The 24,412-nt window shown below is 60.9% G+C and carries 26 protein-coding genes and 3 pseudogenes; 13 read left to right on the plus strand and 16 right to left on the minus strand.

What is annotated here, in order from left to right; all coding sequences use genetic code 11:
- Positions 1–70 precede the first annotated feature (70 nt).
- Positions 71–970 carry a LysR family transcriptional regulator gene (locus EV130_RS25995; protein WP_132662110.1) on the plus strand — a complete coding sequence of 300 codons (900 nt, stop codon included), beginning with the start codon at positions 71–73 and terminating at the stop codon, positions 968–970.
- Between the two features lie 104 nt (positions 971–1,074).
- On the opposite strand, the gene EV130_RS26000 is transcribed toward EV130_RS25995, so the two are convergent.
- The 3 genes from EV130_RS26000 to EV130_RS26010 all read right to left on the minus strand — a co-directional run bounded on the left by EV130_RS26000 (position 1,075) and on the right by EV130_RS26010 (position 3,187).
- Complete coding sequence (locus EV130_RS26000) at positions 1,075–1,401, minus strand: Atu4866 domain-containing protein (protein WP_074062270.1); 327 nt, start codon at positions 1,399–1,401, stop codon at positions 1,075–1,077.
- Positions 1,402–1,510: 109 nt separating this feature from the next.
- A complete protein-coding gene (locus EV130_RS26005) occupies positions 1,511–2,065 on the minus strand; it encodes a nuclear transport factor 2 family protein (protein ID WP_132662112.1) in 555 nt (184 codons plus the stop codon).
- Positions 2,066–2,128: 63 nt separating this feature from the next.
- Complete coding sequence (locus EV130_RS26010) at positions 2,129–3,187, minus strand: aldo/keto reductase (protein ID WP_132662114.1); 1,059 nt, start codon at positions 3,185–3,187, stop codon at positions 2,129–2,131.
- A 96-nt stretch (positions 3,188–3,283) separates the two neighbouring features.
- Between EV130_RS26010 and EV130_RS26015 the strand changes: the two genes are divergently transcribed.
- Entirely contained in the window at positions 3,284–4,174 is an 891-nt protein-coding gene (locus tag EV130_RS26015) for a LysR family transcriptional regulator (RefSeq protein ID WP_132553624.1), read from the plus strand.
- Positions 4,175–4,362: 188 nt separating this feature from the next.
- Here EV130_RS26015 and EV130_RS26020 read toward each other — a convergent pair whose 3' ends face one another.
- A complete protein-coding gene (locus EV130_RS26020) occupies positions 4,363–4,671 on the minus strand; it encodes a quinone oxidoreductase family protein (RefSeq protein WP_335727719.1) in 309 nt (102 codons plus the stop codon).
- A 169-nt stretch (positions 4,672–4,840) separates the two neighbouring features.
- On the opposite strand from EV130_RS26020, the pseudogene EV130_RS34030 reads away from it, so the two are divergent.
- The 5 genes and pseudogenes from EV130_RS34030 to EV130_RS34285 form a co-directional block, all read left to right on the plus strand.
- Positions 4,841–5,155: pseudogene (locus EV130_RS34030) on the plus strand (helix-turn-helix transcriptional regulator); the annotation flags it as partial.
- Positions 5,156–5,613: 458 nt separating this feature from the next.
- Positions 5,614–5,799, plus strand: a complete 186-nt coding sequence (locus EV130_RS33525) for a HAMP domain-containing protein (RefSeq protein ID WP_237358503.1) — start codon at positions 5,614–5,616, stop codon at positions 5,797–5,799.
- Positions 5,800–5,988: 189 nt separating this feature from the next.
- Entirely contained in the window at positions 5,989–6,600 is a 612-nt protein-coding gene (locus EV130_RS26040) for a hypothetical protein (protein WP_132662116.1), read from the plus strand.
- Between the two features lie 447 nt (positions 6,601–7,047).
- Complete coding sequence (locus tag EV130_RS26045) at positions 7,048–7,497, plus strand: hypothetical protein (protein WP_132662118.1); 450 nt, start codon at positions 7,048–7,050, stop codon at positions 7,495–7,497.
- Positions 7,498–7,866: 369 nt separating this feature from the next.
- Positions 7,867–8,052, plus strand: a pseudogene (locus EV130_RS34285) (hypothetical protein); the annotation flags it as partial.
- A gap of 129 nt (positions 8,053–8,181) precedes the next feature.
- Here EV130_RS34285 and EV130_RS26050 read toward each other — a convergent pair.
- Positions 8,182–9,186, minus strand: a complete 1,005-nt coding sequence (locus tag EV130_RS26050) for a zinc-dependent alcohol dehydrogenase family protein (protein WP_040115108.1) — start codon at positions 9,184–9,186, stop codon at positions 8,182–8,184.
- Between the two features lie 107 nt (positions 9,187–9,293).
- Between EV130_RS26050 and EV130_RS26055 the strand changes: the two genes are divergently transcribed.
- Complete coding sequence (locus tag EV130_RS26055) at positions 9,294–9,659, plus strand: winged helix-turn-helix transcriptional regulator (RefSeq protein WP_040115107.1); 366 nt, start codon at positions 9,294–9,296, stop codon at positions 9,657–9,659.
- A 105-nt stretch (positions 9,660–9,764) separates the two neighbouring features.
- On the opposite strand, the gene EV130_RS26060 is transcribed toward EV130_RS26055, so the two are convergent.
- From EV130_RS26060 to EV130_RS26070, 3 genes are all read right to left on the minus strand, one after another.
- The gene (locus EV130_RS26060; protein WP_132662120.1) at positions 9,765–11,243 is read right to left on the minus strand and encodes an aldehyde dehydrogenase family protein; all 1,479 of its coding nucleotides are present in this window, start codon (positions 11,241–11,243) and stop codon (positions 9,765–9,767) included.
- A 134-nt stretch (positions 11,244–11,377) separates the two neighbouring features.
- The gene (locus tag EV130_RS26065; protein ID WP_132662122.1) at positions 11,378–12,457 is read right to left on the minus strand and encodes an MBL fold metallo-hydrolase; all 1,080 of its coding nucleotides are present in this window, start codon (positions 12,455–12,457) and stop codon (positions 11,378–11,380) included.
- 43 nt (positions 12,458–12,500) lie between these two features.
- The gene (locus tag EV130_RS26070) at positions 12,501–13,679 is read right to left on the minus strand and encodes an NAD(P)-dependent alcohol dehydrogenase (RefSeq protein WP_207900905.1); all 1,179 of its coding nucleotides are present in this window, start codon (positions 13,677–13,679) and stop codon (positions 12,501–12,503) included.
- Positions 13,680–13,798: 119 nt separating this feature from the next.
- Here EV130_RS26070 and EV130_RS26075 point away from each other — a divergent pair, with 119 nt between their 5' ends.
- Positions 13,799–14,698 (plus strand): LysR family transcriptional regulator, encoded by a 900-nt coding sequence (locus EV130_RS26075; protein WP_100771268.1) that lies wholly within the window; start codon positions 13,799–13,801, stop codon positions 14,696–14,698.
- Here the strand turns inward: EV130_RS26075 and EV130_RS26080 are convergent.
- The 8 genes and pseudogenes from EV130_RS26080 to EV130_RS26115 all read right to left on the minus strand — a co-directional run bounded on the left by EV130_RS26080 (position 14,671) and on the right by EV130_RS26115 (position 20,025).
- Positions 14,671–15,180, minus strand: a complete 510-nt coding sequence (locus tag EV130_RS26080) for a hypothetical protein (protein WP_245520114.1) — start codon at positions 15,178–15,180, stop codon at positions 14,671–14,673. The two genes, EV130_RS26075 and EV130_RS26080, sit on opposite strands and share 28 nt — an antisense overlap.
- A gap of 129 nt (positions 15,181–15,309) precedes the next feature.
- Positions 15,310–15,972, minus strand: coding sequence for a hypothetical protein (locus EV130_RS26085; RefSeq protein WP_207900906.1), 663 nt, complete (start codon positions 15,970–15,972; stop codon positions 15,310–15,312).
- A 142-nt stretch (positions 15,973–16,114) separates the two neighbouring features.
- Entirely contained in the window at positions 16,115–16,525 is a 411-nt protein-coding gene (locus EV130_RS32720; protein WP_245520115.1) for a hypothetical protein, read from the minus strand.
- 416 nt (positions 16,526–16,941) lie between these two features.
- Entirely contained in the window at positions 16,942–17,148 is a 207-nt protein-coding gene (locus EV130_RS26095; RefSeq protein ID WP_040115103.1) for an SDR family oxidoreductase, read from the minus strand.
- A gap of 37 nt (positions 17,149–17,185) precedes the next feature.
- Positions 17,186–17,290 (minus strand): annotated as a pseudogene (locus tag EV130_RS26100) (ArsR family transcriptional regulator); the annotation flags it as partial.
- Positions 17,291–17,515: 225 nt separating this feature from the next.
- On the minus strand, positions 17,516–18,253 hold the full coding sequence (locus tag EV130_RS26105) for an SDR family NAD(P)-dependent oxidoreductase (protein ID WP_040115101.1): 738 nt from the start codon (positions 18,251–18,253) through the stop codon (positions 17,516–17,518).
- A 93-nt stretch (positions 18,254–18,346) separates the two neighbouring features.
- The gene (locus tag EV130_RS26110) at positions 18,347–19,300 is read right to left on the minus strand and encodes a zinc-binding dehydrogenase (protein ID WP_245520116.1); all 954 of its coding nucleotides are present in this window, start codon (positions 19,298–19,300) and stop codon (positions 18,347–18,349) included.
- 68 nt (positions 19,301–19,368) lie between these two features.
- Positions 19,369–20,025: an NADPH-dependent F420 reductase gene (locus tag EV130_RS26115; protein WP_425375577.1), complete on the minus strand. Its 657-nt coding sequence runs from the start codon at positions 20,023–20,025 to the stop codon at positions 19,369–19,371.
- A 130-nt stretch (positions 20,026–20,155) separates the two neighbouring features.
- Here EV130_RS26115 and EV130_RS26120 point away from each other — a divergent pair, with 130 nt between their 5' ends.
- The 4 genes from EV130_RS26120 (at position 20,156) to EV130_RS26135 (ending at position 24,311) form a co-directional block, all read left to right on the plus strand.
- Positions 20,156–21,085 (plus strand): LysR family transcriptional regulator, encoded by a 930-nt coding sequence (locus EV130_RS26120; RefSeq protein ID WP_100771276.1) that lies wholly within the window; start codon positions 20,156–20,158, stop codon positions 21,083–21,085.
- A gap of 364 nt (positions 21,086–21,449) precedes the next feature.
- A complete protein-coding gene (locus EV130_RS26125; protein ID WP_132662126.1) occupies positions 21,450–22,310 on the plus strand; it encodes a pirin family protein in 861 nt (286 codons plus the stop codon).
- 35 nt (positions 22,311–22,345) lie between these two features.
- A complete protein-coding gene (locus EV130_RS26130) occupies positions 22,346–23,302 on the plus strand; it encodes a zinc-binding dehydrogenase (protein ID WP_245520117.1) in 957 nt (318 codons plus the stop codon).
- 49 nt (positions 23,303–23,351) lie between these two features.
- Positions 23,352–24,311: a LysR family transcriptional regulator gene (locus EV130_RS26135; RefSeq protein ID WP_132662128.1), complete on the plus strand. Its 960-nt coding sequence runs from the start codon at positions 23,352–23,354 to the stop codon at positions 24,309–24,311.
- Positions 24,312–24,412 lie beyond the last annotated feature (101 nt).

Here is a 24,412-nt window from a genome sequence, read left to right on the forward strand (position 1 = left end):
CAATGTAAAACAACAGCATTGGTGATATAAGATCTTCAATTTGAGATGAGATGGTGAGGAAAAATCACGAATGATACGTCCCAGTCTGAACGATCTTGCCGCCTTTGCCGCGGTGGCCAATCACCAGAGCTTCCGCAGAGCGGCCGACGTCATGGGCGTTTCGCGCTCGGCTCTCAGCCACGCAATCATCGGACTGGAGGCAAAACTGGACGTGCGGCTCTTCAACCGGACGACACGCAGCGTGTCGCTGACCCAGGCCGGCGCTCGCCTGCTCGCGCGCCTCGATCCGGCCCTTCAGGAACTCGATCAGGCGCTCGATACCTTGTCGGAGGAACGCGGCACCCCGAGCGGCACACTTCGGATTAATTCAAACAAGAGCGGCGCGCGCATTCTCGTCGCAGAGGTCGTGCCGCGCTTTCTGGATCTCTATCCCGACGTCGAGCTTGATCTTGTTTCGGAAGGTCGGCTCGTCGATATCGTGGAACAGGGTTTCGATGCCGGAATACGCCTGCTGGAAACCGTCCCGAAAGACATGGTCGCGGTGAAGTTCGGGGGCGACGTGCGTTTCATCGTCGTGGCGGCGCCTTCCTATCTGGACGGGAAAGCAAGACCGCATACGCCCGACGATCTTTATGCGCATTGCTGCGTCCGCCAACGTTTGCCGAGCGGAAAGCGCTATCGCTGGGAGTTTTCCAAACGCGGCGCCGAAGTCACGATCGATGTGCCGGGCAACCTCACACTCGATGACAATGATCTTCTCGTGCAGGCGGCGGCGGACGGGCGCGGTATCGCCTATGTCCCGGAATACTTTGCCCAGCCGTTTCTGGGGTCCGGTCAGCTGGTGACCGTGCTTGATGACTGGTGCCCGCCGACGCCTGGTCTGGCCCTCTATTACCCGCGCAGCCGGCACGTCCCATCCCCGCTTCGGGCCTTCATCGACCTCTTGCGAGAGGTGGACAGGACACGATGACGGGCGACGGTGAAATGGCATCCAACCCTGCCAGATGGATGAGGAAGACCTGCGGCCGCCATCGCTTTGAGCTGCTTTCGCATTGCGGATGCTCGCTTGGTATGTCAGGGGGCCGCTGGCTTGCGACGCAAGATCATGCCGCCATGGTGCAATGTGTTGGCATCGACGAAATCGCCGTCGGCCGTGAAGCCCGTATCGTCCCAGTACTCGATATGCGTCCCGTCGACTTCGTAGCGACCCTCATAGGCTCGCTCGCGCTGACCGCGGGCCTCGATATAGCGTCCGCTCGGCAGAAGTTCGTGGCGAACACGGTTGTCGTCGGTGACCCACATGCCAACGTAGGGATGGTTCGGCTGCAAATTGGCCTCTTGTGCTTCTGCGGGTTGAATCGAAAGGGTGGCCGTGATGAGTGCGGCAAATGCCTGTCGCATGGTTCTGGCTCCGTTAGGCGTTACTGTTCTCGGTTTGGAGGCGATAGCGCCTGTGCGCGCGGTGCCGGTTCGGCAGACATTAGGTTCTGTCGAAGCAGCGGGCGCCGTGTCATTGCGAGCGCGGCGCGTTGTTGTCGACAACCTGCTGATAGGCAACAAGGTCCAGGAATGCTTCCGCATTAACGACGAGGCCGTCCTTCATCTCGAATATCCAGACAAACTGGTTGCGATAAGGTGCGCCCGACGTCGTGGTCGCCGTTCCGTCGAAGCGGATGATGATCGTGTCTCCGTCGGCAAAGATGTCGTGCACCTCCGGCACGACCGGCGTCGCGAGGCGGCTGGTCAAAGGACGTGATGCCTGTTCGATGAAATCCTTCTGGCTGCGATAGGTGCCGGCGACCGGTCCGGAGCCATGGATCATCCACACGACGTCGGGAGCGAGAAGTTCCGCGAAGACGTAGGTACCCCCGCGCCATTTTTCGAAGGCGGCTTCAACGATCGCCCTGTTCTGCCGTTCGATCGCTGCACTGTCTGCGGCCTGCACCTGTGTTGCCGTGGTGGTGGCAATGGCTGCATCCGGCAGGGAGAGCGACAGCAATGCCAGTGTGATCAATGCTGTTCGGCTCGCACCGGCGACCCGATGTCGTGTCCGAAGAATGGTCATGGTATTTATCCTTTCCTGTTGCTGAGAGCTTGCCGGGCCTATCGACCTGCCATGAAGCTGCGGTCAGTTGCGGCGTTCGACTGCGGCACCGCCGAAGATCAGTTGCTGGACGAGGGGACGTTGCGTGAAGCGAGCGGGAAAGACGGGGCTCGGAGCGCTGATCCGGTTCAGACGATCCAGTTGTTCGGGCGTAAGCACCAGATCCAGAGCTCCGAGATTGTCCTCGGCCTGGGCGAGCGTGCGGGCGCCGATGATTGGCGAGACGACGGTCGGATTGGTCAGTGTCCAGGCAAGCGCCACCCGCGATGGCGTGGAGTTGGCCTCTTCGGCGACGGCTCGAACCTCGTCCGCAATCTCGATCGCACGTTGGTTCAGATGACCGGACGAAGCTATGACACCCTTGCGGCTGGCGGACACCGTCGCCTCTTGCGAATCCTCGACGTCGGAAAGGGAATATTTGCCTGTGAGCACGCCGCCGCCGAGCGGAGACCAGGGCAGCACTCCAAGGCCCAAGGCTGCAGCCGCCGGCAGGAGCTCGTGCTCGACGGTCCTCTCTACCAGGCTGTATTCGATCTGTAGCGCTACGAAAGGAGACCAGCCGCGGATGTCAGCGAGCGTCTGCATCTGTGCAACACGCCATGCAGGTGTGTTGCAGATGCCGAGATAGAGGACTTTCCCGGACAGAACGAGGTCGTCGAGCGCTCGCATGACCTCGTCTGGCCGGGTCGTCATGTCCCATGCATGCAGATAAACGAGGTCGATGCGATCCGTGCCGAGCTGCGTGAGGCTCTGCTCGACGGAGCGCACCATGTTCAGGCGGTGGTTGCCTCCGGAATTCGGGTTGCCCGGTTCGCGCGCCATTGTAAACTTCGTCGCGAGGACGATCCGCTCGCGCTTGTCGCCGATGAAGGTCCCGAGCAGGCGCTCGGCGCGGCCGTCGGTGTAATTTACCGACGTGTCGACGAAGTTGCCGCCCAGGTCGATGTAGAGATCGAAGATACGGCGGGCCTCGTCGCCATCCGCCCCCCACCCCCAATCGGATCCGAAGGTCATCGTTCCGAGGCTCAACGGCGAGATTCGCAAGCCCGACCGTCCAAGAAGTTTGTATTGATCAAGCGTCATGTCGGCTGTCTCCTGGTTCTAAGGTCAAAGGTAGACGCGTCGATGAGAGCGAACAACTTGCCCAATGATGACTAGCCTGGTAAATATTTCTAACCAATGGCAGTCGATCTGAATGGCATTTCTGTTTTCCTGGCAGTCGCCGAAGCGCGGAGCTTTCGCGTGGCCGCGGAGAATTTGGGCGTTACACGGCCAGCCGTCAGCCAGACCATCCGCCGCCTCGAAGATCGGCTCGGTGTCGCGCTCGTGCAGCGCACCACGCGCAGCGTCAGTCTCACAGAGGCCGGCGAACGACTGTATCAGCGGGTGGCGCCGGCTATTTCCGAAGTCGGGCTGGCGCTCGACGCCACGGCGGACCGCGACAGCTCACCCAGCGGACTGTTGAGGCTGGCGGTGTCATCCATCGCCGAGCAGTTTATCTCAGGGCCGCTTCTCGCGCGTTTCGCGGACACATTTCCCGCCGTTCAGGTCGACGTGACCGTCACGGACGAGGAATTCGACATTGTTGCGGAAGGCTATGACGCGGGGGTACGTTTGGGCGAAGTCATCGATCAGGATATGATTGCCGTTCCGGTCTCGGGCGAGCAGCGTCAGGGCGCCTTCGCCGCCCCGTCCTACATTGAACGTTTCGGCAAGCCCGAGCATCCCTCGGAACTCTCTGCCCATCGGTGTATCGGCTGGCGTCCAGCTCCCCACAGCGCACCATATCGTTGGGAATTCGGCCAGCATGGACGCGAGTTCGACGTGGCTGTCGACCCTCAGATCACCACCAACGACATGTGGCTTATGATCCGAACGGCATGTGCCGGCGGCGGCATCACCTTCGGGATGGAGGACACCTTCAAGCCCTACGTCGAATCTGGTCAATTGGTCCCTCTCCTTCAGGAGTACTGTCCTCCCTTTGCTGGCTTTTTCCTTTATTACCCCAGCCGGCGCAATCTCCCTCCCAAGCTTCGGGCGCTCGTCGACCATGTGAGGCGGTCGCGATAGCATCCGTCCATGCCGTCGCTGTCGTGACAGGCACTTCCGGGCGCGGCCAGATCGATGCGGAACGCCCCGAGGGCTCGACTACCTTAAGGCCGTTGCCGCACGCCTTTGGTGATCAGACAGTGATAGGCCGTGCCGAAGGAAATCAGCAGCGCCGCGGCCTGTGCCATTTCCACGCCGTCCGGTACAGGTCATGTCTGCGAGGCGGGGACGGACCAGAGTTCCGCATGCGAACCATGCATATCGAAGGCGGTCACCTTTCGGCCGACTGCCCGGTCGCGGACATTTTCACCGACCGAGATCAGGGTTCCGGCAGCCGCGTAGCCGACGATCCAAGGGGATTGCTGTGGCGTCGACCGGCGATTGATCAGATCGCCGCCCTCGATCGAAATCGCTTCGACGGCAATCAGGACGTCATCTGGCCCGCAAGTCGGATCGGGCACATCGGCATATCTGAGAACTGTCGGAGGACCGGGGTTGTCGTAGACTGCCGCTTTCATGTGCTTTTCCTTTTGATGAGGGAAGCTTGCGCGATTGATAGGTGACTATTCACCCAGGCTCTTTTGTTTTGAAGCACGTGAAGCACACGCACGCCGATACGATTGAGCACCTGCCGCCGTCTATTTCGACACGGCTAATCCGCTCAGCGGCTCAGGAACAGGCCGGACGTGCAGGCGATCGCGGTCGGACATGGCGTTACCCTGTGCTCGAAAGCTTCTTGCCGCGGGGAGCGTTAATGTATCGCGCGTGGCGTACGAGGTAGGCTACACAAGCACGTCGCAATTCAGTCGAGAGTATAAAAGCATGTTTGGCAGTGCGCGCGTGGCTGACCTGCAACGCTGGATCCTGCCTCGGATAGCCCCGCCGCTCTCTTGCGTTGACTTGCACCAGCCACGATCTGCGATGCAGAACACGACGTTTCCTTCCGCGTTTATCGGCTTCAGGAGGCGCGGGGGCCAAATCCATTCGGCGTTCCCCGTTTAGCGACACAGCTTCGCGCCATGGCGGACTATCGCATCGCTTGTCGAGATGAGATCAAGGCCTCAGGAACGTGCACTTCGGAGTATGTCCACCGGCAAACCTACTCAAGCTCGAAGGGCAGCCAAGGACACATTCATAACCCCTTTAACCGCAAATCCGCTTTCCGGGCCATCACCGAGGTTATACTCCAGCCGCTGTTTGGCAATGACGGCCTCTGGGTTGCTCTTCTCCTGTTTCAGAGTGCGCGCAGCATCGCCTTTCGCCTAATGCTGCCGAAGCTCGCAGCCGCCACATTCCGGTAAAGTAGGAGGCAGCGAAAAACGGCTATACGAGCAAGATACGCGCTGTACGCGTACCTCTACAATATGGCTTCGCAATCTTGCATTTTCGTGGAGGTAATGTGTAGAGTTCATTGCGCAGGGTCATTTCGGAACTATCGGAGGTTGCGATGGAAAATTCTTTTGCGCAGTCCCGTAACTGGTTATGTGGGCCTGAGAGCGGAAAAGAGGCTTGTCACGCCGCTCGTGACCGCGACGGAGGCGGCCCGCTCGATAGCGGCGGGCGACTTTGGCAGACGGGCGTCGGGCCAAGGCGGCTTCGGCGAGGCCGACCGCCTGATCGAGTATTTCAACCGCATGGCCGAATAGTTGCAGCGGGCGGAGAAGGAGCCGAAGTACTCGAATTCCGCGATCCCCACGAACTCAGGACCCCGCTGACGATCCTGCAGGGCCGCATGCAGGGGCTAGCAGACGTGTCTTCTCCCAGTCAGGAGCTGTTCCAGAGCCTCAGGTGAATGCGCGCGCTGGATAAACATAAAGTCCAGGATTAGATCCGATATGAAGCCTCCAATCGTCATCCCGCTTGCTCTGCTGCTCGGCGCTTCCACTATGCCGTTCTTGGGAACAACCGACGCGCAGGCCCAGAACCGCGACGTCAATCAGTCGGTATTCGCCTTCGGCGGCACGATGGTCGACGCCGACATCCTCCAAGCAGCCAATCCTTTCGGCGTCACGTACGAGGACCTCCCGATCTTCGGCCTCGGCTACCAGTACTTCCCGGCTAGGATGGGCTCCTTCAGGTTCGGACTGGAAGCGGGGCTCGCCGGAAGATTCGGCGGGCATCCGAATGCGGAATTCTGGGGCGGCGGCGTCGCTCGCTACGACGGTTTCGAGATTGGTGATACCGTCCGAATCTCACCAGCCTTTACGTTTGGCATCAGCCATGTCACGCATACCCAGGAGGGACGGGAGCGCAAGAACGAGCTGGAGCATAACGGGGACGCTAGAACGCTGTTCTATCTCGGCCCCGAGTTGAACCTTTCCTTCAACGCCATGCCCGACGTCGATTTCTTCTGGCGGATACACCACCGGTCCGGAGCCTGGGGGACGCTCGGCGACGTGCACGGCGGCTCCAGTGCAAATGTCTTCGGGGTGCGGTTCAATTTTTGAACAACCTTCTTCATCTCCAATACGACGACGTTCGCGGCGGTCCGTGTCCCACAGGGGCAGGACCTCGCCGGATGGGCAGCAGCGCTGTGGTTGATGACGGAATCGTAGGTGATGTCCGCTTTCGTTGCGCGAAACTATTCGCGATACCCTTTTCAATGCGGTTCAATTCGTCGGGAGATACATTAGGGGTCGTCGAGCTAATGTAGGGACCAAAGAGTAGCTGACATTGCCGGAGCCGCGATACCAAGCAAAATTTCTGCCTTCCTGAAATTTCTCAACCTGATCAAGGAGGTCGCCGAACGATCCCGGTGTATGCTCAATTATCGTCGGCAATGACACGCTCCCGCTTGTCGTAAGCATCCAAAAATGATGCTAGAATCGCGAGCGCCTGGGCCATCAGACCCGATCATTGTGAACCCGTCAATGTTACAGTCGGTTCTGGATGCCATGACGACGGCACTGAAGGGTGCCGGAAATGGCAGTGACACGCTTACGGGTTACGGTCAGTTTGTCCGCTCCCTCGTTCAGAAGGTGGTGATTGCGCCCTCCCCCGACAATCGCCGCGCAGACCTGACGATTCATGGCCGGTTGGCGTCGATCCTCGCATCGATGGAAGCGATTCAGGACTACAGCGCGAGAATGCGCGAGCACTATCACCGGGACTACAGCACCCGTGTGAAGGCCGGCGAGTTCAGTGATGTGAAGGGGAAAGCCTACTACCTGAGCCGCTTCCAGGCTATTCTCAAGGAAAAGGAAGCCGACTGGAAGCGGTTACAAGTCTCAGTGGTTGCGGGGGCAGGATTTAATCATTACTTGCGATCGACGAAGACTCCTTATGTGATGCTGGAAATTTTTCTTTCTGGAAACCGTAGCGCATTATTTCGTACCGCAGCGTAGAAGCAGAACCAAACTATGTTTATCGCCGCTCTCGAGCGAGATTGAGTTGAGAGACTTTTCGAAATGCATAATGGTCCGCTAGGCGGCCCGAAAGCAGACATACGCGTACCGACCCACCCACGTGCGGTTCGAATCTCGCCCGGCGGGCCGAGAACGATGAAGCGGAGAACTGCGTCTACGCTATTCCCATATGGGTGGTGGAGATCGGCGGAATTTGGCGCGCCGCGCCGGGTGATGATGAGAACTATGTCTACTCCATAGCCCTCTAAGGCCCTCGTTTTTTCAGAATCGAGACCCATTGCCCTCCGTCCGTGGTTTTGGCTGACTGTAAAAACTGGATGAGGCGTTGCCGGATTTCATCTTCGCAGTCCGCCGATCGATTTCGCTCCCGACTGGACCAAGCACGGCCGGGCAGCACCCTTCAAGCGCAACGACGAGATGCTGGAAATCCTGCCCAAGGGCGTGATGCACTTCCCGGGCACCGGCATCAACGACAACCTCGCCGACAAGGCCAAGAAGCTCGGCATCCCGGTCTGGAAGTTCGGCGGCGCGTGAGCGCCGCCCTCAACAGCTACGGCAAGGTCTGGTGGCGAGCGGACAGCCGGATTCCGGGCGGCACGGGCGATAGCTGCCGTCCCGAAAATGATGGTATTTTGGGAGAATACCGCTGTCTTATCGATGTATCTATCGCGGCGTGGGGAGCTCGACAGTCTGGCCAACAACATCGATCGCCACCTTACCTCGAAGCCCACGGGAGCTTCCGCCTTCGAGCAGTTCATGCGCTTCGCCTAGGCGAGCCAAAGGAAACACTGCGCCGATCACCGGCTTGATCAGACCGCGTTCGATAAGGTTTGTCAGCGCGTCGAGCTTGCCTCGGTTCTGACGGGTGAACACGAAATGGTAGGCGGCGTTCTTTCCCCAAGCCTCGATCAGGTTCTGCGGCTGTGCGATGTCGACGATGCTGACCAGCCGTCCGGCATCCGCGAGGGCGAGCGCGCTTCTCGTCAGGGTGTCGCCTCCGATGGTGTCGAATACGACATTCACCCCTTGCCCATGCGTCAGCTCCGCCACGGCTGAGACGTAGTCATCGGAGGAGTGATCGATTACCTCGTCCGCTCCGAGCGAACGCACGAACTCATGGTTGCTACGGCGCGCCGTCGTGATGACCCGCGCGCCCATCGCCTTGGCAAGCTGGATCGCCACCGTACCCACACCGCCGGCACCGCCATGGATCAGAATGGTCTCGTGAACGGCAAGTTGGGCGCGGGTCACCAAAGCTTCCCAGACCGTCCCCCCGACCAGCGTCAGACTGGCAGCCTCCAGATGGTTGATGTTGTGCGGCTTGCGGGCGACCAGATCGACATCGGCAACGTGCTGCTCCGCATATGAGCCGGGGCCGCCGAAGATTTTGGGCGTGTAGTAAACCTCGTCGCCTACGTCGAACTCGCTCACATCCGCCCCCTTCTCCTCCACGACGCCGGAAACGTCGTGACCGATGATGGCGGGGAGCGGCACGTAGTCGGCGTAGTCGCCACGTCGGATCTGATAGTCCAGGGGATTAATGGCGGTGGCGTGAACGCGCACCCGGACCTGCCGAGGTCCGACGACCGGTACGGTAGCATCGCGCATCTCGAAAGCGTCGAAGCCACCGAACTTGGCGAGGACGATCGCCTTCATGGTGTCGGTCATGATCTTACCTTTCTCAAAATCAATGATGGTAAGAGCTTTAATAGTGGATACCCACATCATATGTAATACGCACAAAATTTACCCTAGGTACACAAAAGGATACTGCTATGGTCAAGCGGCGCCACACCAGTCTGGATAGCAATCCCGGTTGCGCGGTAGAGGCGGCGATCAGTCTGATCGACGGAAAATGGAAATGCGTTGCGCTTTGGTATCTTCAGGAAAGAGGTACTGTCCGTTTCAACGAGTTGATGCGCTTGATGTCCGGGGTCACGCAGAGGACCTTGACCAATCAGTTGCGCGAATTGGAAGCCGACGGACTGATCAATCGCGTAGTCCATGCTCAGGTACCACCCAAGGTCGAATACAGCTTGTCTGATCGGGGCCGGACATTCATACCGATCCTTCTATCCCTCTCAGCTTGGGGAGAAGCCAATATGGACCTGTTCCAGCAATCTAAGGCGGCGGCTTCGTGACTCCTCCCCAAGCTGCAAGTCCGTGCGATGGCACGGGCCGTCCATAAATGAAGGTTCAGCGGGATAGCCGGCGCAGGATGGGTCTTCCCGATGCGTCCGGTCGGTCTACTTTCCCGAAACCTGATGTGGATTGCCGGACCGACCGGGCTTCAGCGCGACATGTTTGTATTCGATGAAGTCATCGAGCGCGGCGGCACCATTCAGCCTCCCCAATCCTGAAAGCATGAATCCGCCTTCTTCGGTGCTGTCGTAGACCTTCGCCCAATCATTCACGAAGACGCTGCCCACCTCCAGCGCCTGAGCGACCCGCAACGCGCGGTCCAGATCTCGCGTCCAAACGCTGGCGGACAAACCGTATTCGCTGTCGTTGGCGAGCGCGATGGCATCGGTCTCTTCGCAGAACCGCTGGATGGTGAGGACGGGACCGAAGGTTTCCTGCTGCACGATCGGGAGGCTGGTGTCCGAGACTTCGAGCAGGGCCGGGCGAAAGAACGCCCCATTCGCCAGCGGGCCGTCGGTGATCGGTCCGCCGCGGACAATCGCTTTGGCTCCAGCATTCACCGCGTCCTGGACAATCTTGTCGACCCGCTCGACGTTGGGTTTGTCGATCAACGGTCCCATGTTGCTTTTGGGATCAGAGGCGGGCCCGACCCGTACATTCCGCAGCCGCCCGGCAAGCCGATCGCGAACGGTGTCATAGACCACTTCCTGTACGAGCAGCCGCGAGCCCGTCATGCAGAACTGGCCGGCGAATACCGTCAGCGCTTTTTCCAGAACGGGCAGCATGGGTTCCATGTCGGCGTCGTCGAACACGATCATTGGCGCTTTTCCACCCAATTCAAGTCCGAAGCGTTTCATTCGGCGCGCCCCGACCGCGCTGATCGCAACGCCGGTCTTCGTGCTTCCCGTGAAGCTGATCGTCGGCACGTCGGCGCTTTCGACAAGGAGCGCGGCCCCATCCGATCCGCTTTCAACGAAAATATTGATGACGCCGTTCGGAAGGTCCGAGGGTTCTGCGAGGGTCTCCGCCAGCACGCTAGCGATCTGGGCGGCCTGCCCTGGCATCTTGATGACGACCGTGCATCCTGCGGCGAGTGCGGGCGCGAACGATCTGACCGCCAGAATGATCGGAGAGTTCCAGGGAACGATGACTCCCGCTACGCCCATCGGCTGTCGTAGGACGATCGAAAGGCTCCCCGGTCGCGGTTGCATGGCGCGACCCGCTTCGGTTCGCGCCATCGCCGCCCAGTAGCGCAGCTTGCTCGGGGCGCCGTCAGCCTCAAGTGCGGCTTCGCCCCGAACCTTTCCATTCTCGAGCGAGAGGATGTCTATCAGTAGATCGCGGTTCCGCTCGATCGCCAAAGCCATCTGGTCGAGCACTTTGGCTCGCAGTTCGGCATCATGTGCCCAGGCCGTGCTTCGAAAGGCGCGGCTCGCGGCTTCGATGGCGGACCCGGCAGCCGCGCCGCCATCATCCGGATATTCGCCGATGCGTTCGTAGGTCGCCGGATTGATGGAGATGCCAAGGCTCGCCGACGAAACGAACGCGCCATTGATCCAATTCTTGGCCGAATAAGTCGTCATCTGAAAGTCCTTAGATAGCTGCATGACATGACGGTCCCTCCACCGCCGTGAATGGACTGGTGTTGCCAGAGAGCTGCTGCTCGTGCTTGCGCCCGCTGCGACCTGGCTTCAGCGGGCACAGAGGGCGTCGGGGATCAGGTCAGGAACGGCGGAGCGTTTTCGCCGCGCAGGCGATAGTTGGGACGCGGGCGTTCAAGACGGATCGATTCGAGCACTGTGTAGGCGTGATACTTGGTCTGTGTGGTCACGCCGGCGAGCCGCTCCGACCAGAGCTGGCCGTTGCTGCTGCGCTTCTCGAGTACATATTTAGTGGCGTAGTTCGCCATCGAGTTGATCCAGTTCTCGGTGCCGACGAACACTTTGTCCCAGCCGGCGCCGTCCAAGATGCTGATCAGGGCATCCGACCGCGAGAACCGGTCGACGGCCGCTTGCGCGCCGTCAAGGACGTCGGCGAAATACTCAATCGACGCCTTGACCGTCTCAGGCGTGCCGTACTTCATGTGGTGACCGGCCACGAGGAAGTCGAAGTCGAACTCGAGGAGCTGTTCCTGGGCCTGATACCAGCCGGTTATGTTTTGCGAAGCGTCGCAGTGCATGAAGGTGGCGCTGCCGGGGCTGATGATGTCGATGACGGTCAGCACCTTCTGCGCTGGCGCATAGATGAAGATGTTCCCGGGGCAGTGGTTCTCACCCTTGTACGACAGCTCCAACGTCACGCCGCCGACCGTCAGCGTGTGTTCCTTGTCGAAGGTCAGGGTCGGGATCGGACGGCTCGGATCGGGAAACCTCTCGAGCAGTTCCTTGGTGATCTCGTGAGCGACGATCTCGACGTTCGGCCCGAACACGGAGGCGGCGCCGATATGATCGGTGTGCCAGTGGCTGTAGATGACATGTGTCACGGGCTTGTCGGTGACATCCTCGATCGCCGCGAGCATGTTCTCGCCGATTGTCGGCGGGGCATCGATCGCGATCACGCCGTCGTCCGTCACCACGAACGCCGCATCATAGCCACCGCTGGTAACCCAGTAGAAGCCGCCGCGCAGCTCCTCGACATGGTAGCCCAGCTTCTGGAAGCGCTCGCTAGTGAAATAGGATGGATAGTAGTTCGGGGGATCGGCCGGATGCTCACCCGCCTCGGGAAAGCCGTAATTGTCGATCGCGAAGAATGCCGGCGTATCGCTGGCATTGATGGCTTTCTGATGGTTGTTGCACATGATCCGCTTCCTTTGCTGATGAATTGGGAGTCGCGCGGGACGCTCAGGCGTCCGTGGCGTCGAACCGGAGGACTGCCTTGATGACGCGACCGGTGGCGACGTCTTCGAACGCCTGGTTGATGTCCGCGAAGTCGTAGAAGGTGATCAGGCGGTCGAACGGGAACCGGCCCGTGCGGTAGAGGCCGATCAGTTCGGGGATCATCAGCGCCGACACGGCATCGCCTTGAATGATACCCTGGAGCGTCTGCCCGACCGTCAGACGCGATGCGTCCACCATCGCGCCCGAATGGGCGTTGAAGGCGACGAAGCCGAAATGCCCCATCGGCGCGAGGGCCCCAACTCCCGCATCGAGATTGGCGGCTCGCCCGCTGGTGTCCAGGACGAACTCGACGCCCCTCGGCTCGAGCTGTCGGATCGCGGCGGATACGTCCGCTTGGCCGACCGCATTGACGGCGTGGGTCGCGCCAAGCTCCCTGGCGAGCTCCAGGCGTTCCGCATTCACGTCGATGGCAATGACCGTCGCCGCGTCGGCGACCTTGGCGGCCATGATCGCGGCAAGGCCGACTGCGCCCACGCCGAAGACGGCGACCGTGGCGCCGACTGGAACCTTCATTGCCTTCAGGATTGCACCAGCGCCGGTCTGGAAGCCGCAGCCGAGCGGCCCCAGGATCTCCAGCGGAATGTCGCTGGGCACCTTGATGGTGTTGCGCTGATGCGCAAGCGCATAGGTCGCGAACGAGGATTGGCCGAAGAAATGGGCGTACAGGTCGTCCGCGCCGTTCCGCTCGACACCGATGGAGCCATCCAACCTTGCACCCGCAAAGTTGGCCTCCCACACTTTCTCGCAATACGCGGCGTGAGACGACAGGCAGGGTTTGCACTGTCCGCACGAGTGGTAGGAAAGTACGACATGGTCCCCTGGCTTGAGGTGGGTGACCGACGCCCCAGTACGCACGACGATGCCCGCGCCCTCGTGGCCGAGGATAGCCGGTAGTGGCGTCGGCATCAGCTGTTGCCGGACATGGGCATCGGTCGCACAGATCCCCGTCGCGACCATGCGGACGAGCACCTCGTCTGGCCGGGGCGCTTCAACTGTCACATCCTGCATCACGAAAGGTGCATCCTTTTTCTCGACCACCGCTGCGCGAGCACGGGTGGTCGTGCTCTGCCCATGCGGATCGCGGGGAATGTTCGCTGCTTCAGAGTTTCGCGAACTTGTCATCGGCGGCCTCCAGGGAGTTCGATTGCAAGGGAGGCGGATGTTGTTTCGCAGCCCTTTCCTCAAAAATACCGATCCTGTAGTGTTGCAGTAGCCGCCAAGGTAGAAACGTGGAGTTGCTGATGCCGGAACCCGGGCCCGTTGATTTGTTGGACGTGATTGCATTCATCCGAGTGGTGGAGACCGGAAGCATTGCCAATGCTGCAGCGCGCCTCGGCATCGTCAAATCTATCGTGAGCCGACGCGTCAGTCGGCTCGAGGCCGTTCTTGGTGCTCAGTTGCTGACCCGCACGCCGAGGGGCACGAGGTTAACCGATATTGGTCGCGAATATCATGCGCATGCGGCCGCAGGCCTATTGCAACTGGAATCGGCGCAGGAGGTCGTCAGCAAGTCGACCAGCGAGATTTCCGGCCAACTGCGAATTCAGGTTCCGGCAGCCTTTGGCGAGTTTCTGCTAGCTCCGCTGCTGGCGGAGTTCGCGCTACTTTATCCGCTTATCCAGTTCGATGTTCGCTTTACCGATCGTCAAGTGGATATGGTCGCCGAGGCGTACGATCTTGCGATCTGGCCCGGCGCTGTTCCGGATTCGATTCTCATCACCCGCAAGTTTGCGAAGGTTCGCTGGGCAGTGGTAGCCAGCCCGGCCTACCTCGATGCGCGCGGACGCCCTGCGGTCCCCGCTGACCTGGCGGCGCACGACACCATCCTCTACGCGCTGGATTCCGGCCGTTGGCGCTTTCAGGGCCGCGAAGGCTCGGAGCACGTGCGCACCAGCTCCCGGTTCTGCACCGATAACGGGCAGATGCTCCTGGCCGCCGCGCGTGCAGGTCTGGGGATTGTACTTCTTCCACTGTTCATGGTTGAAGGCCTTCTGGAGCGAGGTGAACTCGAAGCGGTCCTGCCCGATTTCCCGCACGAAGGGGGTGATCTGCAGATATTCATGCCGCCCGCGCGGGCCGGTATCGCGCGTGTGCGGGCATTGGTGGATTTCCTCTACGAGAAGTTCGACCGGGAAATCTGAGTCGTTCGCGGGTCAGGCAATCTCCAGGCCGCCAGAACCAGCAGGGCACCACCAATCGCCATCGCGGCCAGTGCGGTAGTAACACCTCGGCCAGGGCGTGGCGGCTGCCAGCCATCATCACTCGATGCACCATGAGGGCCGCCCGCGGCCGCGGGCTGATCGACTGTGTTGGCGCTGCGCTGAATCCGCAGTTCCGCCATCTTCCGCCGGATGCGTAAAGCGAGGATAACCGCCAGATATGCCGTCGTGAGCGCCGCCAGTGCGGCTGCGAGGCGGTGCGCATCGGATTGTGCCGTGAGCGGAGCATCGCCAGCTGCCAAGCGCCCGTCCATGTAGCTTCCCAGGAGCGCAGGTCCGGCAAGCGCGCCGAGTGCGTTCACGACGCCAAACAGCGCGATGAAGCTGATCAATTCCCTGCTGCCGTACTGACGTGGGTTGGTGATGCCGAGCAGCAGCCGGACCCAGGAAGAAGGTCCCAGCAAACGCGGTCCCCGCCTCCGACACATAGAAGCGCGACAGATCAAGCGAATTCGCAGTGGTGCTCTCGCCAAGGGCCGCGATCGCCACGATCCCGATGGCCAGCATCATCGGCCGCGCAACCTTCTCGACGTTCATCGAGAAGGCGCTGGCGAGGACGCCGCAGGCGGCGCGGTCAACATGATCGCCGAAAGCGTGAAAAGTTCACGCGTCGTGCCGCCGAGCGACCGCACCGTAGCCCTTGCGACATCCTGTTCGGCCAAAACGATCCGCGCCAGGAAAACGGCCACAGCGAACCGCGCGACCTCGCCGCGTCCAAGCCAGCGCAAATTGAGCAGCGGCGTCGTACGACGGGTCTTAACCGCGCCAGCTGTCAGCAAGGCTGCGATGGCGACGATGAGCGAGATAATTATCCACGGCGCCTGGAGCCATCCTTCCCAGCGGCCTAGTCCCAGCATCGCCGCGACCGACGCCAGCCCACCGCCCATCAGCACGAAGGTAAGCAGGTCAAACGGCCAGAAGACCCGATCTCGCTCGGCCTGCGGCAGACGCAGCAGCTCCACGGCGGCGAACGACAGCAGGGCCAGACCGGCTTCGAACAGGAAAAGCGAACGCCATCCCTGGCTGGCGAGCAATAATGGCGAGAGGAGCCGTGCCAACGGAACTGCGCACTGCGTCACGCCGATGCCGAGCACCAGTCCTCGCAAACGCCATCTCTCGGGAAAGGCCTGCATCATATGGAAGAGGCAAAGTGGGATCAGCGCGACGGGGATGAACCCGCTGGCGGCGCGCAGCAACAATACGGTGCCGCGGTCTGAAACTAGAAGATGATCGATCGCGAGTGCAGCGTAGAGGCCGAGCGAAGTCAGGGCGAAGCGGCCAAAGCAGACGTCCGGCCCGACCTGACCTATCGACCAAGATCAGCCCGAAGTGGCCATTTCATCGAGCCGGCGCACGTTCCCCAGGCTGAACCGTCAGATAGCTGGTTGGAGTATGGCTGGTGACCACAGCCGGCCCCTCCGGTTCTCCTGGATCGTAAAACAGACGATTGACCGAGTCATAGAGCAGGAAATGGTCCCCATCGACTTGGACCACGGCCACACCTTGAATATCACTCCATTCGCTGGTTCTTATCGGCGCGCCGATAGGCCAGCCGAGGGACCTCAACACCCGGCAGACGTCATCCCACCTCGTATAGTGGACTGACCTCTCGCCCCAATCCACCATGGCCGCGACCTGATCATAGGTCATGCCAGTGAGCATTTGCAGGACGCGAACTCCACAGCCGTCATCCCTTGGCAATTGTGAGTGAAAGGGAAATCGAACTTGGCCGGGCTGGCGCAGCGACATGGTTGAACTCCTTGAGATTCACCAGTCTCGGCATATTGGGCAGCAAAGCAAGGTGGCAACGCCAACCTTGGCCGCTAGGGCAAGACGCTTCGGCGTATGTAGCGATAGGTCTGCTCTCTGGAGGCGTCGAAACTGAACTAGAACCTTGTCGGCAGCGGGCAATTGGTGGAGCGTAGCTCGTGAAGAATCGCGAGATTTTATTTCTGTCCTGTCGTGCTTCATGCGTCTATTCAAAATCACTATTGCCGCCTTCATCATTTCTTTGTTTTCGGTAGCCACTGCCCAATCGACGCGGCAGCAATTTACCGTGCCAACGCCGAGTGGGAGATTTTGGTCGAGAGCTTCGGGAACTGCGCAAACGCAACCGGTCCGGCAGTTCTGATCTTGAGCGGCAGCAGGGGCTTTGCAGCGCCCGTTTATGACGAATTCGGGCAGAAGTTCCGGGCGGCGCGTGGGGATCCTTGCCTTGCCGGTTCCAGCAGCATGTCGAGGTTGGTGTAGAAATAGGCCGCGCGGTTGATGGCGGCCGGAACGGCGCTCGCCTCCGCCAGCCGCTCGGACTCGTAGAGCACCGTGAGATCGCCGATGCCGTCGCCCTCCATTGCGCCATAGGTCGATTGCATCAGGATTTTTTCGAGACCGGAATCCTTAAGCGTGCCCCTCGATCCATGCCGCCTCTTCCTCCAGTCCGAGCAGGCCGAGCTTGCAGGTCCGCACCCGGCCGACGTTCTCCGTGGTGACGAGCCCCGTCTCCTCCAGGATGCCGCGTAGGGTGGCGTCCGAAAGAGGCATCGAGGCGGGCCGCCGCTGTGGCTTGCTTCCCCGCGCGACGGGCCGGTCCGCTCCTGAAAGACACGCGACCTGGACGCCGTTCGAACACGCTATTTGATGATGGTGCAAAGTGGAATGAGAGTGGGGAGCTAGTAGGTGGTAGTATCTAGTTAGCTCCCACTCTCCTATCTTACAAGTCACGGACCTGCTGGCGTGTGTTTAGGTCAGCGTGCCGCCATCAACGGTCAGGATGGTTCCGGTGATTTGTCGGGCCGCACCAGATGCGAGGAATGCAACCGCAGCCGCGACATCCTCCGGCTCGCCGTACCGGCCGAGCGGAATTAGGGCACGCTGGAAATCTCCAAACTCGCCCTCGGCCGGGTTCATTTCCGTGTTGGTTGATCCCGGCTGAATGAGGTTGACAGTGATGTCACGGGGGCCAAGTTCCCGCGCCAGACCGCGGGTAAATGATTGAAGTGCCGATTTAGTCATTGAATAAACCGTCGACGGTCCGACAATGCGTTCTGCGCCTGCGGAGCCGATTGTGACGATCCGGCCACCTTTGCCAAGATACGGCATCGCGGCTTGCGATGCCAGGATCGGTGAGCGAGCGTTGACAGCAAAAAGGGCGTCGATCTCGGCGAGGGTGAAGTCCGCCACATCCTTATAGATCGCGATAGCCGCGTTGTTCACCAATATGTCGAGGCCGCCCAATGCCTGCGCCGCTTGATCAACCGACCGCTTGACCGCCTCGGGGTCCATACTATCCGCCTGGATAGCCACCGCCTTGCGCCCTTTGCCTTCGATCGTCGCGACAACTTGCGCTGCCCGATCAGCGGCGCGTTCGTACGTGATCGCAACGTCGGCGCCTTTTTCGGCCAGAGCGATCGCTATCGCGGCGCCAATGCCGCGGGACGCGCCAGTCACCAGCGCACGTTTACCTGCTAGTTCACTCATCGATCATTCCTTTCGTTATCGACAGGGGAAATGTTCGCCCGGCCGAATTGCGGAGGGCGTCCGTGCGGCTTGCCGCCGTACGATTATTTTCGGTTACGCGATCAGGACCGGCAGACCGCTCAAGCGGCGGTTGTCCATGTCGTCATGCGCTCGGGCTATCTCATCGAACGGATAGCGTGCGGTTTCGAGATCATCGAAAATTCCTGAGCGCAGCGCATCCCATAGCTGGGAAGTTGCGATCTCGACTGCCGGTCCCCGGACATATTGTGGGGTACCACCGCTGCGGACATCTACCCCCCGTCGCACAAGATCGGGGGCCGGCGCTGGCTGACCCGACGCGGCTCCCATCGCGGCAATCACTCCACCATCACGGACGCTTGACACGCCAAGCGCGAAGGTCGCCCGGCCGACCAAATCATAGACGACGTCGACACCGTCAGGTGCGATCGCACGGATCTTGGCGGCGATATCTGGCTCGCCAGCGCGGAGGGCATGGGTGGCACCGGCCGCGACCTTGTCGAACTTATCCGGCGATCCGGCGACGCCGATCACGGTTGCGCCCAGCGACTTTGCCCAGCGAGACAGGATAGCGCCCACGCTTCCCGATGCCCCAAGTACCAGCACCGTGTCGGCGGATTTGAGATCGTGGAGACCACGCATCCCCATCCAGGCCGTCCCACCCTTCGCCAGGAAGGTCGCCGCAGTCTCGTTCGAGATATCGGCGGGCAGCCGGATGAGCGGCGCGGTCGGAATAATCCTCTCGGTGGCATATGCGCCTTCCGAAAAGAAGTAAGCGACCCGGTCGCCGACCGACAGCCCTTCGACGCCGGATCCGACTTCGGTAATCGTCCCGGCCGCTTCAAAACCGGGGACCGCCGGCAACGCCATCGGATATTGGCCTTTTCGTATCATCGTATCGACGAAGTTGAGGCCGATCGCATCTTGAATGAGCCTGACCTCGCCGGCACGAGGCGCGCGCAGGTCTTTCTCGATGACTTGCAAGACCGACGGTCCGCCGGCCGACTGCATTTGAATGAACCTTGTCACGATATTGTCTCCGGGTTTGAGATGGCGCGCGGCGCTTCCGATCGCAGACGGATGGAGCGCAGCGAAGTTCAGTCGAACTTAACGAGGTTGAGAGCGGGTAGCGGGCCGCCCGGGAACTGAACCAGCTGGCTGCCGACCGCAAGCCCGCCGAGATCGATCCCGAAGAAGCCGATGCGATCAATGATGGCGGCGACCTCAGCCTTCGCCCTCATATCGTCGCCCGAGTAAAACAGGACGCGCCTGCCTCCTTCCGAGTGGGGGTCGCCCGACAGTTGCTTTGGCGTCAGGTGGTTGAACGCCTTGACGACGCGCGCGCCGGGCACAAGGGCGGTGAAAATATCCGTAGAGGTGCGGCCGCCAAGGTCCGCCGGCCTGTAAAGCGGCGCTTCGATGGAGTTGTTGGCGTCGATTACGATCCTGTCGTCGAAGTTCAAACCGGCGAGCGCGCCAGGTATCTTTGACCACGGGACTGCCACGAGAACGATGGCTTGCGCCGCGGCCTCTTGGACGCTTCCAGCCCGGATTGTGCTGCCAAGCTTTGAAACAAGCGCCGTGAGGCTCTCCGGTCCTCGGCTGTTTGCGATCACGGCTTCGATTCCTGCCTTGCCGAGCGCAGTGGCAAATGCGCCCCCTATATTGCCGGCTCCGATAATTCCAACGGTCATGACCCACTCCTTTACGGTTCGTGAGAATTCTGTCTGCGACGGTCGGTTTTCCCGCTGCATCCTGGGCCTGTGCGGTTGGCGTTGCAGAAAACCGGTGCTGCTGTTGACTGGAATATGGCTGGCAAATACATGCAGCATAAGTCATAGATGAATTGTTTTAGTTTCAATCAACGTTTGAAGGTTACGTTTTATGGAGACGCTGGCAAACCTCGAAGCGTTCGTTCGAAGCGCAGAAGCGAGCAGCTTTTCCGGGGCTGCACGGCGTCTCTCGATCACACCGGCAGCAGTCAGCCGGAATGTTGCAATGCTGGAACGGAACCTCGGTATACGGCTGTTTCACCGCTCAACGCGGAAGTTGACCTTGACCGAGGCGGGGGAGTCGTTTCTGGCAAGCATCGGCGACAGCCTGAACCACCTTCAGGGGGCAATCGACGGGGCATCACAAACGAAGGGTGAGCCTGTCGGCGTTCTGAAGCTCAGCATGAGTTTAACGTTCGCTATGGGATACGTTCTTCCCGCACTGCCCGACTTTCTGGCCCGTTATCCGGGCGTCAGACCTGACTGGCATTTCGACAGCCGCAAGGTCGATCTTATCGCCGAGGGTTTCGACGCCGCGATCGGCGGTGGTTTTGAACTCAATCCGGGCATCGTTTCCACGACGCTCGCACCGGTTCACGTTATCGCGGTCGCATCGCCTGGCTATTTCGCTGGACGTCGCCGGCCGACTAGCCCCGCCGATCTGGCCGATCATGCCGGAATACTGATGCGGTCCTCGAATTCGGGCCGGATTAGGCAATGGATGATGCGCGACGCCCAAGGGCGCGAAGAGCGCGCGCTGCTCAACGAAACGATCGTGATGAGCGACGCCGCGCCCATGGCGCAGGCGGCGATCGCGGGGTTGGGCATAGCATTGCTGGCCGTACCCGATGTGCTGGAGCATATGGAAAGTGGTGCGCTCGAACGTATCCTTCCGAAGTGGTATGCCGATGCCGGATCTATCTCGCTCTACTATTCAGGCCGCGTGCTCCAACCGCTGAAAACCCGCGCTTTCATTGACTTCTACACTGAATATTTCCGTAGTGAGCGTCTTAGCGCCCGATTTGCAGGCAGCCTCAGATAGCGTCCACGCGTCCTTGTCATATTCTGGCCAGGATCGTTCGCCTTTCCAGGCAAAAGAGCCGCAATCCTCGACCATTGCACATCGTTCAACTCATATCGCTTCGCAGCCATTCTCAGACACCATGCCAACAAAACACGGTGTCCTATGAATCAGCCATCAGGTGATTAGCGAATCCTGAATGTCGCTTGGTCCTAGTCGATCGGTTGCACTTCTTCACGCATCTTTGGGTTCCTCGTTGCGCAACGCTGGGTTCTCGAACCCCTATCTTGATCGAGGCCGGTCCGATCCGAGATGATTGGCGATGATGCCGAGGTGGCGCCGATCGCGGCGAACTCGGTCCCAAGTTACGAGAAGGACCAGAATTATGCTGCAGAGATCGATTGACCGCGTCACAAGCATACCTCCACTCGGCCCGGGCTTCGACGGCGAGCGGCACAAGGCCGCATTGGTGATCGCGCCCGGCGACCTTGCCTCGACCGATCCGTTCTTCCTGATGGCCGACGACAACATCACACTGGAGGGACGTTTCGGCGATGCACATCCCCATGCCGGCCTCGAAACCGTAACCTTCATGCTCAAAGGCACGATGGAGGATACCGGCGGCCGGCTGGAGGAAGGCGATGTGGAGTGGATGACGGCGGGCAGCGGCATCGTCCACTCGGAGAATGCGATGGTCTCGACGGGGATGCGTCTGTTCCAGCTCTGGCTGATCCTGCCGGAAGCGCAGCGCAACATGCCCCCGCGGGTGCAGGTCCTGCGCCGTGCCGATATGCCGGTGCACGCTGAGGCGGGAGTCACGGCGATAGTCTACAGCGGCCAGCTAAAGGATGCAGCGGCACCGACCCTGAACGTGGTGCCTGTCACGCTGATCGACATCCAGCTGGAAGCTGGAGCTGCCTTCGCGCCGCAACTGCCGGCTTCCTACAACACTTTCGCCGTGACGATCGACGGCGAGGTGAAGGCCGGCGCCACCGGCGCACCGCTCGCCACAGGTTCGGTGGGCTGGACGTCGCCCATCGGTGAAGGCGTGAGTTCGCTCACGCTGCGCGCAGGCGATAGCGGCGCGCGGGTGCTACTGTACGCCGGGCTGCCGCAGAGCATCGACGTCGTCGCGCAAGGGCCGTTCATCGCGGGGTCTCGGGACGAACTTGCCGGCTACTACGCCGCCTATCGCCACGGGAAATTTCCGCACGCCGGCACGATGCGACCGGTCGCCCACGCGTGAAGATCGTTGTCCGGCAACATCCGAGGGAAATGGTTATGGCCAGAAAAGTCGAAATGCAGTCGATCGGCACGCCCGCCGTCCTCAAGATCGTCGAGACGGACGTCGGATCACCCGGGACGGGTCAGGTACGACTTGTCCAGGATGCTATCGGCATCAACTATGTCGACGTGATGGTGCGCACGGGGCACTTCCCGATGCGCCTGCCCGCCACGCCGGGCTTCGAGGCGGCGGGCGTGATCGACGCTGTCGGACCGGGCGTGAAGGGGTTCGAACGGGGCGACCGCGCCGCTTATTTCTTCGTCGAGGGGGCCTATGCCACCGCGTCACTGAAACCCGCAGAGAATCTGGTTCGGCTGCCCCATGACATCTCCAACGAGGTCGCGGCAACGTTCCTGGCGAAGGGCCTTACCGCGTGGATGGGGTTGTATGCGCTGCACCGGATCACCGCCGGCGAAGTCATCCTCGTGCTCGGCGCATCGGGCAGTGTCGGTTCAATTCTTTCGCGTTGGGCACGAGCGCTCGGCGCGACGGTGATCGGCGTGGCCGGGACGGATGAGAAGCTCGCCAAAGTCGAGGCGGGCGCGACCCACGCGTTCCTCGCAAGCGACCCGGAGCTGTCCACCAAGATCCGCGCGATCGCGCAGGCCGGTGTCGATGTGGTCTATGACTTTGTCGGGAAAGCGACCTTTCCAGTGGTCGTTGCCGCCGTGCGCGATGGCGGCGTGATCGCGGCGATCGGCGCTGCGTCGGGGCAGCCTACGGCAGCGACCGATCGGATCGCGTCGGGCGGCATCCAGATCCGTGCCGGCGGAACCCCGCAGTATGTGCATGGCGGAACCGTCGCGGGCGCTACGGAACAGCTCTGGGATGCCGTCCGGGGAGATCTTTTCAGCGACCTCGAAGCCGTCCGCTATCGCTTCGACCAGATCGGTGCAGCGCACGCCGACATGGAGAGCCGGCGACTGACGGGTCTTCCCGTCTTGACCGTCTGACGGGCAGCGCCATGCTTGTCGCTGATAACACATTTGAATATATATCCACATGATGGATTTGCACGGCATCGACCTAAACTTGCTCGTGGCGCTCGACGCGTTGATCGCCGAGCGAAACGTCACGCGTGCCGGCCAACGTATCGGACGCACGCAACCAGCAATGAGCGCCGCCCTCAGTCGTCTGCGGGGATTGCTGCGGGACGAATTGTTCGTCAGGGGACCCAACGGCCTCCAGCCCACGCCACGCGCGCTGGAATTGGCGGAGCCGATCTCGCTGGCACTGCGCAGCATTCAGCAAACGCTGGAATTCACCCAAGAGTTCGATCCATCTGCTGCGGCGATGACGTTCTCGCTGGGGCTCTCGGGGCATACCGAAAGCGTGGTTCTTCCGCCTCTGATCCGGATCCTCGCCGACCGGGCGCCGTTCGTTGACCTTCAGGTTCGCGACTATGGGAGCCGGGACGAGGCCACGCGCATGCTGGACGCCGGCGAGGTTGACATGGCGGTCGGAATTCCGCCGGTCGAGAGCGGCCGAATCCTGAGCGCCCGTTTGTTTCAGGATCGCTTCGTGTGCATCCTGCGCAGAGACCATCCTGCGGCAAACCAGCCGTTCGACATGGAACAGTTTCTGGCAATGCCACACATCCTGGTCTCGCCGGAGAACGAAGGGCTGGACGTGGCCGACGCCGCGCTCGCCACCAAGGGCCTGAAGCGCCGGGTCGCAGTCACGGTTCAGCATATGGCGAGCGCGCCGGAACTCGTCGCCGCTTCCAACATGGTGGCAACCGTTCTCGAGAGCGTCGTCAGGCGATCGGGTTGTTCGGAGCAGCTCACGGTGCGGGACTTTCCGCTGCGGCTGAATCCCGTTCCGTTCGTCCTGAACTGGCATCGCCGCAATGACGCGCATCCGGCACAGCGCTGGCTCCGCAGCTGCCTTACCGGCGCCTTCCCGCACGTGTGGCAAGGCTCTGAACAGGTCTGCGCCGACCTCCGACTGCAATATTACTGAGGCAGGCCTCACGGCTAGTCATCCATGCGATGGATGATGATGCATATCACATATCGATTTCAAGATATCGATCCCGCCCGTTTAAATGCCCGGCGACAGCG

The sequence above is a fragment of the Rhizobium azibense genome (genome assembly GCF_004342325.1).
Taxonomy (GTDB): domain Bacteria; phylum Pseudomonadota; class Alphaproteobacteria; order Rhizobiales; family Rhizobiaceae; genus Rhizobium; species Rhizobium etli_B.